We start from the raw sequence: 14,297 nt of genomic DNA on the forward strand, positions 1-14,297 counted from the left end.
ACACTGTTGGAGGAGTCTATGGGAATTTTATCTTGGGTTATTTTTGGCCTGATTGCAGGCATTCTGGCTAAGTGGATTATGCCGGGCAAGGATGGTGGCGGCTTCTTCCTGACCATCGTCCTGGGGATCGTCGGCGCCGTGGTCGGCGGCTGGATCAGTACCCTGTTCGGCTTTGGCCGCGTAGATGGTTTCAACTTCGGCAGCTTTGTGGTGGCCGTCATTGGCGCGCTGGTGGTGCTGTTCATCTACCGCAAGGTACGCAGCTAACGCCACGACACGCATTGGAAAGCCCCGCCTCGGCGGGGCTTTTTTATGGCCTAAATCGCCACCAGCCCGCGCACGCCATCGGCCTCCATCTGGTCGCCGCGACCACGCTGCACAATGCATCCGCGTGACATCACCAAATAGCTGTCCGCCAGTCCGGCGGCAAAGTCGTAGAACTGCTCCACCAGCAAAATCGCCATGTCGCCGCGTGCCGCCAGGGTGCGGATCACCTGGCCTATCTCCTTGATCACCGACGGCTGGATGCCCTCGGTCGGCTCATCCAGGATCAGCAACTGCGGCCGACAGGCCAGCGCGCGGCCAATCGCCAACTGCTGTTGCTGGCCGCCAGAGAGATCGCCGCCGCGTCGCTGCCGCATCTCCCACAGTACCGGGAACAGGTGGTAGATCTCCTCCGGCACCGCTTTTGCCTGCTTGCCGGGAAAGCGCGCCAGCCCCATCAGCAAATTCTCCTCCACCGTCAGGCGCGGGAAGATGTCACGTCCCTGCGGCACATAGGCGATGCCGGCCTGCACCCGCTGGTGCGGCTTGCGCTGGCCGATGCCCTCGCCCTGCCAGCGGATGGTGCCGGAGCGCGCTGGCAACAGCCCCATCAGGCACTTCAGCAAGGTGGTTTTGCCCACGCCGTTGCGCCCCAGCAGGCACGTCACCTCGCCGATGCGTGCCTCAAACGAGAGGCCACGCAGGATGTGGCTGCCGCCGTAGTACTGGTTCAGCTCATTGACCTCTAACATGCCCGCCCCCTAACGCCCAAGATAGACCTCAATCACCTGCTCATTCGCCTGCACCTCGCGCAGCGATCCCTCCGCCAGCACCCGGCCTTGGTGCAGCACCGTCACATGGTCGGCGATGGTCTCAACAAAGCCCATATCATGCTCCACCACCATCAGCGAGTGGGTGCCAGCCAGCGTGCGGAACAGCTCGGCGGTGTACTCGGTTTCGGCGTCGGTCATGCCGGCCGCTGGCTCATCCAGTAGCAGCAGGTGCGGCTCCTGCACCAGCAATATGCCAATCTCCAAAAACTGTTTCTGCCCGTGGGAGAGCAGCCCGGCCGGGCGGTGGCGCTCCGCTGCCAGCCGCAGGGTGCCGAGCATCTCGTCGATGCGGTCGCGCTGCTCGCCGCTGAGCCGGGCGCGCAGGCAGGCCCACACGGACTTGTCCGCTTTCTGCGCGATCTCCAGATTTTCGAACACCGTCAGCGCCTCAAGCACCGTCGGCTTCTGGAACTTGCGGCCAATGCCCGCGCGGGCGATGGCGATGGGTTCCAGCCGGGTCAGGTCGGTGCGCTGGTCATAGGTGACGCTGCCGCTCTGCGGCCGGGTTTTGCCGGTGATGACGTCCATGAGCGTGGTTTTGCCCGCGCCGTTGGGGCCAATCACGCAGCGCAGCTCCCCGACGCCAATCTGCAAGGAGAGATCTGTCAGCGCGCGGAAGCCATCAAAACTGACGTTTACCCCCTCCAGCGCCAAAATCGGGTCGCGCTGGCGGCGATGGCGGTCAGCCGGTTGCGGCTGGGTAAACAGTGGTTCTGTCGGGTGCATCCCTTAGTCTCCCTTTTTGCGGCGCAGCAGGCCAATCACGCCCTGCGGCAGCAGCAGCGTCACCAGAATGAAGATGCCGCCGAGGAAAAATTGCCAATACTCCGGGATGGCGACGGTAAACCAACTCTTCGCGCCATTGACAATGCCCGCGCCCAGCAGCGGGCCGACCAGCGTGCCGCGCCCGCCAAGCGCCACCCAGATCGCCGCCTCAATCGAGTTGGTGGGCGACATCTCGCCGGGGTTGATGATGCCGACCTGCGGCACGTAGAGCGCGCCTGCCAACCCACACAGCACGGCGGAGATCGTCCAGACAAACAGCTTGAAGCCCCTCGGGTCGTAGCCGCAGAAGGTGAGCCGCCCCTCGGCGTCACGCACCGCCGTCAGCACCCGGCCAAATTTGCTTTTCGCCAGCGCCAGCCCAAGCGCCAGACTGGCCCCGAGCAGCAGCACGGTGGCGACGAACAGCCCGACGCGGGTGCCGGTGGCGGTGATCGGGAAGCCGAGCAGGGTGGTAAAGCCGGTGAAGCCGTTGTTGCCGCCAAAGCCGGTCTCATTGCGGAAGAACAGCAACATGCCAGCGTAGGTCAGCGCTTGGGTCATGATGGAGAAGTAGACGCCCTTGATCTTCGAGCGGAAGGCAAAGAAGCCAAACAGCAGCGCCAGCAGGCCGGGTGCCAGCACCACCAGACAGAGCGCCCAGGCGAAGTGCTGGGTGCCAGCCCAGTACCACGGCAGCTCGCCCCACGACAGGAAGGACATAAAGGCCGGCAGGCCATCGCCGGCCGCCTGCCGCATCAGGTACATGCCCATCGCGTAGCCGCCGAGGGCGAAAAACAGCCCGTGGCCGAGGGAGAGCAGCCCGGCGTAGCCCCACACCAGATCCAGCGCGATCGCGACGATCGCATAACAGAGGATCTTGCCGACCAGCGTCAGGGTATAGACAGAGATCGCCAGCGGGTGGCTGGCTGGCAGCAGCGCGAGGAACGGCAGCACCAGCAGCGCCAGCATCAGCAGGCCGCCGAGGCTGAGGGTCAGGCGCGGCGCGCGGCGGGCGCCGGCCAGGGTCAGTGGTTGCGTCATCAGTCAATCACCCTGCCCTTCAGGGCGAACAGCCCCTGCGGACGTTTTTGGATAAACAGGATAACCAGCGCCAGAATCAGGATCTTGCCCAATACCGCGCCCATCTGTGGCTCGAGGATTTTGTTGGCGATGCCCAGCCCAAAGGCCGCCACCACACTGCCAGCCAGTTGGCCGACGCCGCCGAGCACCACCACCAAAAAGGAGTCGATGATGTAGCCCTGTCCCAGCTCCGGGCCGACGTTGCCCAGCTGCGACAGCGCCACGCCGCCCAGCCCGGCGATGCCGGAGCCGAGGCCGAAGGCCAGCATGTCGATGCGGCCGGTCGGCACGCCACAGCAGGCGGCCATCGCGCGGTTCTGCGTCACGGCGCGCACGTTCAGGCCGAGGCGGGTCTTGTTGAGCAGCAGCCAGGTCAGCGCCAGTACCAGCAGCACAAAGACAATGACCGCGATGCGGTTCCACGGCAGCACCAGATTCGGCAGCAGCGGGATGCCGCCGGAGAGCCAGGCCGGGTTGGCGACCTCAACGTTCTGCGCGCCGAACAGCACCCGCACCGCCTGAATCAGCATCAGACTGATGCCCCAGGTCGCCAGCAGCGTCTCCAGCGGGCGGCCGTAGAGGTGGCGGATCACCGTGCGCTCCAGCGCCATGCCGATGCTGGCGGTAATCAGGAAGGCCACCGGCAGCGCCACCAGCGGGTAGAGCGCCAGCCAGCCGGGCGCGTAGTGCTGGAACAACGACTGCACCAGCCAGGTGGCGTAGGCGCCGAGCATCAGCATCTCGCCGTGCGCCATGTTGATCACTCCCAGCAAGCCGTAGGTGATCGCCAGCCCCAGCGCCGCCAGCAGCAAAATGGAGCCGAGCGACAGGCCGGTGAACGCCTGCCCGAGCAGGTCGCCCACCACCAGCCGGTGGCGGATCTGTTGCAGGCTGTCGGCGGCGGCGGCGCGCACCGTGGCGTCTGGCTCGTGCGCGGCATCGGTCAGCGGCAGCAGCCGCGCCTGCGTCTCCGGGTCGGCGGCACTGCCGAGCAGCGTCACCGCCGCGCGCCGCACCTGCGGGTCGGCGTCGGTGAGTTGCAGGTTGGCGAGCGCCAGCGCCAGCGCGCCGCGCACGTCGCTGTCTTTCTCCTGCGCCAGCCGGGCGGCCAGCAGCGGCAATTGGTCAGGCTGCGCCTCGCGTTGCAGCGCGGTGGCGGCCTGAAGGCGGGTGGCGGCATCCTCACTCACCAGCCGGTGGGCGGCCAGCGCGTTGGCAATCAGGATGCGCAGCCGGTTGTTGAGCCACACTTTTTTGGGCGTGCCGACGGGCGTGGCGTGGCCCTCCAGCGGCGTCAGGGTATCACCCTGCCGGACGAAGGGCTGCTTCTGCTGGTCAATCACCACGCTCTCCGTGCGCAGGGCCTGCAACAGCGGCAGCCGCGCCGGTTGGGGATCGGCAGCCCAGTTCTGCAACAGCGCCGCCTGCTGGCTGCGGCTGGCGGCGGCAAAGTCCGCGGCGGGGCCAGCCATCGCCAGCCAGGGCAGGCAGCAGAGCAGCCAGAGCAGGGCGTGGCATCGGGAGATCGCTCGCATCATTCTCTCCTCTGGGGCGCGGCCCTCGCCGCGCCCGGTGGGGTTACTGGACGCTGGTCTTCACCGGCGTGTCAGGTTTTTTGTCATTGCCGGGCAGGTAGGGGCTCCACGGCTGGGCGCGAACCGGCGTGTCGGTCTGCCACACCACGTTGAACTGGCCGTTCGGCTCAATTTCGCCGATCATCACCGGCTTGTGCAGATGGTGGTTGGTGGCGTCCATCGTCAGGGTGAAGCCCGACGGCGCGGTGAAGGTCTGGCCAGCCATCGCCTCACGCACCTTATCAACGTCGGTGGTGCCCGCCTTCTCAACCGCCTGCGCCCACATGTGGATGCCGACATAGGTGGCCTCCATCGGGTCATTGGTCACCGCGCCCGCGGCGTTCGGCAGGTTGTGCGCCTTGGCGTAGGATTTCCACTCGGTGACGAACGCCTGATTGGTCGGGTTGTCCACTGACTGGAAGTAGTTCCACGCCGCCAGATCGCCCACCAGCGGCTTGGTGTCGATGCCGCGCAACTCCTCCTCACCCACGGAGAAGGCCACCACCGGCACGTCCGTTGCCTTGACCCCCTGATTGGCCAGCTCTTTGTAGAACGGCACGTTGGAGTCGCCATTGATGGTGGAGATCACCGCCGTTTTGCCGCCGGCGGCAAACTTCTTGATGTTGGAGACGATGGTCTGGTAGTCGCTGTAGCCGAACGGCGTGTAGACCTCTTCGATATCTTTGTCCTCTACCCCTTTCGCGTGCAGGAAGGCGCGCAGGATCTTGTTGGTGGTGCGTGGGTAGACGTAGTCGGTGCCGAGCAGGAAGAAGCGCTTCGCCTCGCCGCCATCCTCGCTCATCAGGTACTCCACCGCCGGGATCGCCTGCTGATTGGGGGCCGCGCCAGTGTAGAAGACGTTCGGCGACATCTCCTCGCCTTCGTACTGCACCGGGTAGAAGAGCAGGCCATTCAGCTCCTCAAACACCGGCAGCACCGACTTGCGTGACACCGATGTCCAGCAGCCGAACACCACCGCCGCCTTATCCTGCGTCAGCAGCTGGCGCGCCTTCTCGGCGAACAGCGGCCAGTTGGAGGCCGGGTCAACCACCACCGGCTCCAGCTTTTTGCCGAGCACACCGCCCTTGGCGTTGATCTCATCGATGGTCATCAGCGCCACGTCCTTGAGCGGGGTTTCAGAGATCGCCATGGTGCCGGAGAGCGAGTGCATGATGCCGACCTTGATGGTGTCGGCGGCGCGCACGGTAAAGGTCAGCCCCAGTCCGATCACCGTGGCGGAGAGGGCGAAAGCCCGGATAAAGCGGCGACGTTGCATAGAACTTACTCCTGGTTAAGTGGTGTTAGGGCGCGGGTTGCGCCAGCCTCGCCTCATGCAGCATATGCAGCGTGATCTTGCGGACTTCTGCCTTGCTTTCAGCGATGTGGTTATGCAGCAGGGACTGCGCCTCCGCCAGCCGACGCTGCCGGATGGCGTGCAGGATTGCCGCGTGTTCCCGGTAGGTGGCGCTGACGCGCTGCCCTTGGGTAAAGTCGAGCCGCCGGATGATGCGGATCTTCTCCGTCAGTTCGCGGTGGATGCGCGCCATCTCGGCGTTGCCAGCCGCCTCCACCAGCGTGATATGGAATAGCTCATCCAAACGCGATACCGCCGCGCCATCGCTGAGCGGCGGCTGATCCACCCAGCGCGCCACCAGCGGCAGCAGCGCGGTGGGCAGCGCCTCCGCTGGCCGGGTGCAGAGCCGTCGCACCGCCTCCAGCTCCAGCACGGTGCGCAGGTCGTAGAGTTGCTCGAAATAGTCGAAGTCGAACGGCCGCACCTGCCAGCCGCTGCGGAACAGCACCTCGACGTAGCCCTCGCGCTCCAGCCGGTAGAGTGCCTGACGCACCGGCGTGCGGCTGGCCGCCACCCGCCCGGCGATTTCGCCCTCGCTGAAGCGATCGCCCGGCAATAGCCGGAAGCTAAGCATCTCCTCCTTCAGTTGCTGGTAGATCCTCTCCGCCAGCCCCGCCGGGCGGGACTTGGCTGCCTGACGCGCCAATTGCATAGCCATCCTTAGGGCCTTGGCCCGGTGCGTTATGAGGCGGCGGTGTCCAGCCACAGCAGGGCGTCACCGGGGCCGACCGGCCGCCCCGGCCGGCAGCCGATGCGCGTCACGGTGCCAGCGCAGGGGGCGTAGACCGACAGCTCCATCTTCATTGCCTCCACCACCACCAGCGGCTGCCCCTCGGCCACCACGTCGCCCGGCGACACCAGCACCTTCCAGACATTGCCGTTCAGATCGGCGCTCACCTGCTGGCCCTCGCCCTCAGCCTGCTCCTCCGGCTGCGGCCGGTCGGCGGCCGCGGCGGCGTCCAGGCTCTCCTGCGCCTGCCAGTGGCTCACCTCACGGGTGAATGCCTGCTGCTGGCGATCGCGGAACGCGGCGATATCGTCGGCGTTCGTCGCCAAAAAGCGCTGGTACTCGGCGAAATCAAACACCCCCTCTTCAATCTCCACGCTGGCGCGCCCCTCGCGGAACGCCTCGCGCAGTTGCGCCAGTTCCGGCTCGCTGACCGGGTAGAAGCGCACCTGATCGAAGAAGCGCAGCAGCCACGGCTCGTCGGCGTTGAACTGCGGGTTCTTGAGGAACTTGTTCCAGATCGGCAGGGTGCGCCCAACCAGCTGGTAGCCGCCGGGCGAGTCCATGCCGTAGATGCACATGTACATGCCGCCGATGCCGACGGTGCCCTCGGCGGTAAAGGTGCGCGCCGGGTTGTATTTGGAGCTGAGCAGGCGGTGGCGCGGATCGAGCGGCACCGCACAGGGCGCGCCGAGGTAGACGTCGCCCAGCCCCAGGATCAGGTAACTGGCGTTGAAAAGGATGTCGCGCACCGCCTCGCGTGAGTCCAGCCCATTGATGCGCTGGATAAAATCGACGTTGTTCGGCAGCCACGGCGCGGCCTCGCGTACCGTTTCGCGGTAGCGCGCCACCGCGCCGAGGGTGGCGCTGTCCTCAAAGGCCATCGGCAGGTGGACGATGCGCGTCGGCACCTTCAGGTCGCTGACATCGCCAAGCTGGTGCTCCAGCGCCAGCAGCAGTTGCAGCAGCGCCCCTTGGCCGATCTCGCGCCCCTCATAGCGGATTTGCAGCGAGCGCACCCCCGGCGAGAGTTCGGCGATGCCGCGTGCCGCCGAGGCACGGATCGCCTGCATCAATAGCCAAATGCGCAGGCGCAGCGCCAGATCGAGCACGTTGTCGCCATACTCCACCAAAATGTAGCCGTCGCCCGCCTGCCGGTAGACCACCGCCGGGCGATCGGCCCCCGCCGGCAGGGAGGCCAAAATGGCCGCCGAGGCGGTGGCGTGCGGCTCCAGCGTTGGCGCGGGCAGGGCAAGCGCGCCCACCGGCACCAGGCTCTCCACGCTGCCGGTCTGCGCGTGCTCCAGCGCCAACGCCTGCTCAATGCTGATCGGGTGGAAGCGGATGCGATCACCCGGCTTCACCTGCCCAACCTTCCACAGTTCGGCCTTGGCAATCGTCACCGGGCAGACAAAGCCGCCGAGGCTTGGCCCGTCACGGGTCAGGATCACCGGGAAGTCGCCGGTGAAGTTGATCGCGCCGATGGCGTATTCGCAGTCGTGGATATTGGAGGGGTGCAGCCCTGCCTCGCCGCCATCCTGCCGCGCCCAGTCGGGCTTTGGCCCGGTGAGGCGCACGCCCAGCCGGTTGGAGTTGTAGTGCACCTGCCACTCGGCGGCGAAAAACAGCGCCATCGAGGCCGGGGTGAAGAAGTCCGGCGCGCCGTGCGGCCCATAGAGGACGCCGATGTGCCACTCCGCGCCGTAGTGCGGGATCAGCGCCGGGTCAGGGCGCTGCGGCGGCTCGCTGGGCGCAGGGGTGGTGCAGGCCGGCAGGTGCGGCTGGGAGATGGGCAAGAGGTCGGCCACCCGCAAAGTGCGCCCGGCGTGGCCGCCGAATTCGCCAAGAGCAAAGGTGGCGCGGCTGCCCAGATAGACCGGCACATCCAGCCCGTTGCGCACCGCCAGATAGGTGCGGCAACCGTGGCGGGCGCGGCCGAGGGTCAGTACTTGTCCGGCACGTACCGCCAGCGGCTGCCAGTAGCCGACCGGCTCGCCATCCAGATCGGCTGGCGCATCCGCGCCGGTCAGGGCGATCAGCGCGTCCGCGTGGAAGCGCAGCGTCGGCCCCTGGAGGGTGAATTCCAGCCCGGCGGCCTCCGGCGGGTTGCCAACGATGCGGTTGGCCAGCCGGAAGGCGAAATCATCCATCGGGCCGGAGGGCGGCACGCCAATGTCCCAGTAGCCGAGGCGGCCGGGGTAGTCCTGCACGCTGCTGTAGGTGCCGGGCTGGAGCACCTCGATCGCCTGCGGGCGGTAGGTGAAGTGGTCGAGCATTCGCGTCCACACCTCGCCGTGGCGGAAGGCGTCGGTGGCGATCACCTGCCGCAAATAGTCGAGGTTGGTGGCGATGCCGTGCAGGCGGGTGGCGTTGAGCGCCTCCGCCAGCCGCGCCAGCGCCTGTGGGCGATCCTCGCCATAGACAATCAGCTTGGCGATCATCGGGTCGTAGAAGGCGGAGACCTCACTGCCGGTCGACACCCAGCCATCCACCCGCACCCCCTCCGGGAAGTGGACGTCGGTCAGCACGCCGGGGCTAGGCTGGAAGTTACGCAGCGGATCCTCGGCGTAGAGCCGCACCTCAATGGCCGCGCCGCGCGGCGCCTGTGCCAGCCGCAGCCAGTCGGGCGCGCCGCCCGCCGCCACCTGCACCATGCACTCAATCAGGTCAAGGCCGGTCACCAGCTCGGTCACCGGGTGCTCTACCTGCAACCGGGTGTTCACCTCCAGAAAGTAAAACGCCTCTTGTGCCGGGTCATAGATGAACTCCACCGTGCCAGCGCTGCGGTAGTTCACCGACTCGCCCAGTGCCACCGCAGCCTGTAGCAGCGCGGCGCGGGTGGCCGCTGGCAGGTGCGGCGCGGGCGTCTCCTCCACCACCTTCTGGTTGCGGCGTTGGAGCGAGCAGTCGCGCTCGCCGAGCGCCACCACCCGGCCCTGACCGTCGCCAAAGATCTGTACCTCAATGTGGCGGGCGCGATCGATGAAACGCTCGAGGAACACCCCGGCGTCACAGAAAAATTGCTCGCCCAGACGCTTTACCCCCTCCCACGCCGCCTGCAAGGCCGCCGCATCGTCGCAGCGCGTCAGGCCGATGCCGCCGCCGCCCGCGGTGCTCTTTAGCATCACCGGGTAGCCGATCTGCTCTGCCGCGGCCAGCGCCGTGGCCAGATCCGCCAGCAGGCCGGTGCCCGGTGTCATCGGTACTCCGGCGGCGGCGGCCAGCTCGCGCGCCCGGTGTTTCAGGCCGAACTCGCGGATCTGCCCGGCGCTGGGGCCGATAAAGGCGATCCCGGCCGCCTCACAGGCTTCGGCGAAGGCCGCGCTCTCTGACAGGAAACCGTAACCGGGGTAGATCGCCTGCGCGCCGCTCGCACGCGCGGCGGCCAGGATCTTGTCGCTGTCGAGGTAGCTCTCGCTGGGCTTCTCGCCGCCCAGCGCGATGGCGATGTCCGCCTCACTGACGTGCGGCGCGTTGCGGTCTGGCTCGGCGTAGACCGCCACACTCGCGATGCCCAGCCGCTTCAGGGTGCGGATGGCACGGCAGGCGATCTCGCCGCGGTTGGCAATCAGGACGGTGGTGAACATGGCGCGCTCCTTAGGCAGAAGTGGGTGACAGGCTGCGGATGTAGCTACGCCAGCCGCCAAATGAGGTGATCTCCCGCGCGCCCTCCAGCGCCCAGGACTCACACAGGAACCCTTTGACGCGGCGGCCATCGGCCAGCTCCAGCGTGCCGATGCCAAGCGGGGCGGCGATCTCCTCGACAAACTCGCCGAAGCGCGCCAGCGGCATCTCCCACAGCTCGACGGCAATCGCCTCGCCGCCCGCGGCGCGCACCAGCCCCGGTTTCGGCGGCTGGGTGTCGAGGGCGTAGAGGCGGTAGTGCGGCGCGGTGGTGGCCTGCTCCACCCGCACCGCCTGGCGCTCGGTCAGCTGGTGGTTGAGCGGCATCCCGCTCAGGTGCGCGCCGACCACCGCCACGCGCACATAGCCGGTTTTTGGCGGCAGCGGCGGGGTAAGATAGCTCTCCGGCAGCGGCTGGCCAGTGGCGCCGAGCGGTAGGTCACAGCGGGATTGCCAACGGGCGCCAAACTGCGCCAGCGCCAGATCGTGCCAGGCCGGGGCGATCAGCGTGATGCCCGCAGGCAGGCCGTCGCCGCGCATCCCGGCTGGCAACGCCAGCGCCGCCAGATCCGCCAGATTGGTGAAGTTGGTGTAGGTGCCAAACTGGGCGTTGAAGCGCACCGGCTCCTGTGCCATCTCGTCCAGCGTGCGGATGGTCGGTGAGGTGGGCACCACCAGTGCGTCCACCTCCGCCAAGGCCAGGTTGATCTTTCTTGCCAGCTCGGCGCGCAAATACTCGGCGCGCCAGGCGTCACAGGCGCTGTAGTGCTTGCCGCCCGCCACGATGCCGCGCACCACCGGGTCAATCGCCTCCGGCTGCTCCTCCAGCAGTGCGCCGACCGCCACCGTGCGCTCGGCGACCCACGGCCCTTGGTAGAGCTGCTCTGCCAGTTCACGGAACGGGGTGAAGTCGATGCGCGTCAGGGTCGCGCCGCGCGCCTCCAATTCATGCAGCGCCTCGGCAAAGGCCCGCTCGGCCTGCGCATCACCGAAGAACTCCAGGCTGTCCGGCACCGCGAGGTGCGGCGCGTCCGGCAATGCAGCCGGGGCGGTGCAGGGATTGCGGCGCGAGTAGGCGTCGGCGGCATCGTAGCCGCCCGCCGCCTCGGCCACCGCCAGCGCGTCCGTGACTGTCAGGGCGAAAACTGACACGCAGTCATTCAACCGGCAGGCTGGCACCACGCCGTGGGTGGAGAGCCAGCCCTTGGTCGGCTTCAGCCCGACAATGTTATTGAAGCCCGCCGGCACACGGCCGGAGCCAGCGGTGTCGGTGCCGAGGGCAAACGCCACCAGCCCGCGCGCCACCGCCGAGGCGGAGCCGGAGCTGGAGCCGCCGCTGACGTACTCCGGGTTGAAGCTGTTGCGCACCGCGCCAAACGGTGAGCGGGTGCCGACCAGCCCGGTGGCGAACTGGTCGAGGTTGGTTTTGCCGATGACAATGGCCCCGGCGGCACGCAGGTTCGCCACCACGGTGGCATCGGCCTCTGCCTGATAGGTAAAGGCCGGGCAGGCGGCGCTGGTGGGCCAGCCGCCGACATCAATGTTGTCTTTCACCGCGAACGGCACGCCAAACAGCGGGAAGGCGGCCAGATCGCCGTTCGCTGCCGCCAGCCGCGCCAGCAGGGCGTCGGTCTGGGCGCGCAGTTGCGCGGGCGTGACACGGTAGATCCAGGCGTTGTCCTCCGCCTCCAGCGCGGCCAGCACCTGCGCGAGGGTGTCATGGAGCGCCCGTGGGTGGGCGTAGTGCTGTTGCTGCCATTGGTGCAAGGTAAATCCGGTATAGGGGGTCGGTTGCATGGGCGGGATTCCATCATGTACACAAGATGGAAGGGAGAGAGCAAAGGGTATGCCAACTCGATAAGCCATTAATATCGATGGCTTTATAACGGGGAAGGAAGGGGCGGGGGCGTGGGGTTGCACCAGCGGCGGACGCTTTTTGCGCGGCGGTGGGGCATGGACGTGCCTGACGCAGTGCCGCCAGAACGGCTATCCTGATCGCCATCACCTGTGTTGCGGAAAGGGGCGTTATGCGTTTACGGATCAAGAGACGGCTGAAACAGTTGACCGTGCTGCTGGCGGTGGCGGCAGTCACCCTGTTTAGCGTGCGGGTCTATGATACCCAGAGCGGGCCGCCGCTGGAGCCGTGGCACACCGAGGTGCCGACCGAACTGACCACCGAGGAGTTGGATCACGCTGACTGGGCGGAGTACCTGCGCGTGGAGCGGCGGGCGTTTGATGAGGTCACCCACGAGGTGACGGAGAAGCTCGACGCCGACGAGCGCCAGCCCTTCAACCGCTACTTTCAGGGCAGCGTCATCTATCCCGGCCACTTCCGCCATGATTGGAACCACTCCTATGAGCTGCGGCCCGCTGGCCCGCCACAGGGGGCAGTGGTGATGCTGCATGGGCTGACGGACTCGCCCTACAGCCTGCGCCACCTGGCGGCGCACTATCAGCAGCGCGGCTGGCTGGTGGTGGGCATCCGCTTGCCGGGCCACGGCACGGTGCCGGGCGCGCTGACCCAGGTGAGCTGGGAACAGTGGATGGCCGCCACCCGGCTGGCGGTGCGCGAGGCACGGGAGAGGGCGGGGCCAGCGGTGCCGCTGCAACTGGTCGGTTTCTCCAACGGCGGCGCGCTGGCGCTGAAATATACGCTGGATGCGCTGCACGACCCGTCGTTGGTGCGGCCACAGCGGGTGGTGCTGATCTCGCCGATGATTGGCGTCACCCACTTTGCCCGTTTCGCCGGCCTGGCTGGCCTGCCAGCGCTGTTCCCACGCTTCGCCAAGGCCGCCTGGCTCAGCATCCTGCCGGAGTTCAACCCCTTCAAATATAACTCGTTCCCGGTGAATGGCGCGCGCCAGTCGTGGGAGCTGACGCAGGCGCTGCAACAGCAGATTACGCAGGAGGAGAAGGGCGGTGGGCTGGCGCAGTTGCCGCCGCTGCTGACCTTCCAATCAGTGCTCGACTCCACCGTCAGCACGCGCGCGGTGGTGGAGGCGCTTTACAACCGCCTGCCAACCAACGGCAGTGAGCTGGTGCTGTTTGACATCAACCGCCGGGCGGAGTTTGGGCCGCTGCTCAAGCCGAATGCCGACACCGCGCTGGAGCGGTTGCTGCCGCCCCCGCCGCGCCGCTACGCCACCACGGTGGTCGGCAACGGGCCAGCGGGCAGTGGCAATTCGGTGGTGGCCGATACCCTGCCAGCCAACGGCCTTGCACACCAGCGGCAGGCGCTGGGGATCGCCTATCCGCCGGAGATCTACTCGCTGTCACATGTGGCGCTGCCGTTCCCGCCCGATGACTCGCTCTATGGCCGTACGCCCGCCGATCCGCACCAATTTGGCCTTAGCCTCGGGACACTGGCCTCGCGCGGCGAGCGCGGGGCGCTGGTGGAGAGCATGGACACGCTGATGCGCATCGCCTCCAATCCCTTCTACCCCTGGCTGCTGGCGCGCATCGATCAGGGGATTCAGGGGCGGTCGGCGTTGAGGTAGGCGCGCTCGGTGTCGTGGAACCACTGCGCCGGCACGTTGTAGGGCGGCTGGTGCAGGCTGTCGAGCGCCTCGTCAATGGTGCGCTTGGCGCGCTGCCAGAGCGTGCTGTCACCCTCTTTCAGCACCTCCAGTTGCAGGCGCTTCTCAATCAGGTAGGTCTTGGCGAAATCCGCGTCACACTCCAGAATTTCATGCAGATTATCGATCAGATCGGCCAGTTTGATGGTTTTAGCCTGAGGGCTGGCCTGCGCGGTGTGGCGGCGATCGCGGTTCTTGCGCACGATGCGGCTGTCCTCTTCCGGCTGGCTGGTATTGGTCAGCATCTCCACCAGTTCGGCCACTTCCGCGCCAAACTTCTCCTGGATCTCATGCAGGGTGGTCGGGGTGTCCTCCACCGTGTCATGCAGCCAGGCGGCGGCCAGCATCGCCTCGGTGTGAGGGACGCTGCGAACGATCTTTGCCACCGCGCGCGGGTGCACAATGTAGGGATCGTCCGTATACTTTCGGCGCTGGTTAATGGCGGCGTGCGCTTTGCCGGCAAAGCGGCGCGCCCGTTCAACTAAAGTCGTCATAGATTTC

11 protein-coding genes are annotated in these 14,297 nt (G+C 66.9%); 2 read left to right on the forward strand and 9 right to left on the reverse strand.

Annotated features, from left to right (window positions below; all coding sequences use genetic code 11):
• Nucleotides 1–18 precede the first annotated feature (18 nt).
• Nucleotides 19–267, forward strand: a complete 249-nt coding sequence (locus ACK3SD_RS00310) for a GlsB/YeaQ/YmgE family stress response membrane protein (RefSeq protein ID WP_481126393.1) — start codon at nt 19–21, stop codon at nt 265–267.
• Nucleotides 268–317: 50 nt separating this feature from the next.
• Here the strand turns inward: ACK3SD_RS00310 and urtE are convergent, their stop codons facing one another.
• From urtE to atzF, 8 genes are read right to left on the reverse strand one after another with little or no spacing between them, the layout of a single operon-like run.
• Entirely contained in the window at nt 318–1,016 is a 699-nt protein-coding gene (gene urtE, locus ACK3SD_RS00315) for an urea ABC transporter ATP-binding subunit UrtE (RefSeq protein WP_137761769.1), read from the reverse strand.
• A 9-nt stretch (nt 1,017–1,025) separates the two neighbouring features.
• Complete coding sequence (urtD, locus tag ACK3SD_RS00320) at nt 1,026–1,823, reverse strand: urea ABC transporter ATP-binding protein UrtD (protein ID WP_481126394.1); 798 nt, start codon at nt 1,821–1,823, stop codon at nt 1,026–1,028.
• Nucleotides 1,824–1,826: 3 nt separating this feature from the next.
• Nucleotides 1,827–2,903 (reverse strand): urea ABC transporter permease subunit UrtC, encoded by a 1,077-nt coding sequence (gene urtC, locus ACK3SD_RS00325; RefSeq protein WP_481126395.1) that lies wholly within the window; start codon nt 2,901–2,903, stop codon nt 1,827–1,829.
• Nucleotides 2,903–4,477, reverse strand: coding sequence for an urea ABC transporter permease subunit UrtB (urtB, locus tag ACK3SD_RS00330; RefSeq protein WP_481126396.1), 1,575 nt, complete (start codon nt 4,475–4,477; stop codon nt 2,903–2,905). The genes urtC and urtB overlap by 1 nt, the downstream gene beginning before the upstream one ends.
• A gap of 43 nt (nt 4,478–4,520) precedes the next feature.
• The gene (gene urtA / locus ACK3SD_RS00335) at nt 4,521–5,792 is read right to left on the reverse strand and encodes an urea ABC transporter substrate-binding protein (protein WP_481126397.1); all 1,272 of its coding nucleotides are present in this window, start codon (nt 5,790–5,792) and stop codon (nt 4,521–4,523) included.
• Nucleotides 5,793–5,817: 25 nt separating this feature from the next.
• Nucleotides 5,818–6,522: a GntR family transcriptional regulator gene (locus ACK3SD_RS00340; protein WP_481127587.1), complete on the reverse strand. Its 705-nt coding sequence runs from the start codon at nt 6,520–6,522 to the stop codon at nt 5,818–5,820.
• A 29-nt stretch (nt 6,523–6,551) separates the two neighbouring features.
• Nucleotides 6,552–10,184, reverse strand: coding sequence for an urea carboxylase (gene uca, locus ACK3SD_RS00345; protein WP_481126398.1), 3,633 nt, complete (start codon nt 10,182–10,184; stop codon nt 6,552–6,554).
• Between the two features lie 10 nt (nt 10,185–10,194).
• Complete coding sequence (atzF, locus tag ACK3SD_RS00350; protein ID WP_481126399.1) at nt 10,195–12,018, reverse strand: allophanate hydrolase; 1,824 nt, start codon at nt 12,016–12,018, stop codon at nt 10,195–10,197.
• 230 nt (nt 12,019–12,248) lie between these two features.
• Here atzF and ACK3SD_RS00355 point away from each other — a divergent pair, with 230 nt between their 5' ends.
• The gene (locus ACK3SD_RS00355) at nt 12,249–13,718 is read left to right on the forward strand and encodes an alpha/beta hydrolase (protein WP_481126400.1); all 1,470 of its coding nucleotides are present in this window, start codon (nt 12,249–12,251) and stop codon (nt 13,716–13,718) included.
• On the opposite strand, the gene ACK3SD_RS00360 is transcribed toward ACK3SD_RS00355, so the two are convergent.
• Complete coding sequence (locus tag ACK3SD_RS00360; protein WP_137761776.1) at nt 13,694–14,290, reverse strand: HD domain-containing protein; 597 nt, start codon at nt 14,288–14,290, stop codon at nt 13,694–13,696. The two genes, ACK3SD_RS00355 and ACK3SD_RS00360, sit on opposite strands and share 25 nt — an antisense overlap.
• Nucleotides 14,291–14,297: the final 7 nt, after the last annotated feature.

The organism is Chimaeribacter sp. YP20170169 (assembly GCF_056739715.1).

Excerpts from the sequence above, each read along its gene's own strand:
- ACK3SD_RS00310 (WP_481126393.1), top strand. The coding sequence starts at position 19 with ATGGGAATTTTATCTTGGGTTATTTTTGGCCTGATTGCAGGCATTCTG.
- urtA (WP_481126397.1), bottom strand. The coding sequence starts at position 5,792 with ATGCAACGTCGCCGCTTTATCCGGGCTTTCGCCCTCTCCGCCACGGTG.
- uca (WP_481126398.1), bottom strand. The coding sequence starts at position 10,184 with ATGTTCACCACCGTCCTGATTGCCAACCGCGGCGAGATCGCCTGCCGT.
- ACK3SD_RS00340 (WP_481127587.1), bottom strand. The coding sequence starts at position 6,522 with ATGCAATTGGCGCGTCAGGCAGCCAAGTCCCGCCCGGCGGGGCTGGCG.
- urtC (WP_481126395.1), bottom strand. The coding sequence starts at position 2,903 with ATGACGCAACCACTGACCCTGGCCGGCGCCCGCCGCGCGCCGCGCCTG.
- ACK3SD_RS00355 (WP_481126400.1), top strand. The coding sequence starts at position 12,249 with ATGCGTTTACGGATCAAGAGACGGCTGAAACAGTTGACCGTGCTGCTG.
- ACK3SD_RS00360 (WP_137761776.1), bottom strand. The coding sequence starts at position 14,290 with ATGACGACTTTAGTTGAACGGGCGCGCCGCTTTGCCGGCAAAGCGCAC.
- urtB (WP_481126396.1), bottom strand. The coding sequence starts at position 4,477 with ATGCGAGCGATCTCCCGATGCCACGCCCTGCTCTGGCTGCTCTGCTGC.
- urtE (WP_137761769.1), bottom strand. The coding sequence starts at position 1,016 with ATGTTAGAGGTCAATGAGCTGAACCAGTACTACGGCGGCAGCCACATC.
- urtD (WP_481126394.1), bottom strand. The coding sequence starts at position 1,823 with ATGCACCCGACAGAACCACTGTTTACCCAGCCGCAACCGGCTGACCGC.
- atzF (WP_481126399.1), bottom strand. The coding sequence starts at position 12,018 with ATGCAACCGACCCCCTATACCGGATTTACCTTGCACCAATGGCAGCAA.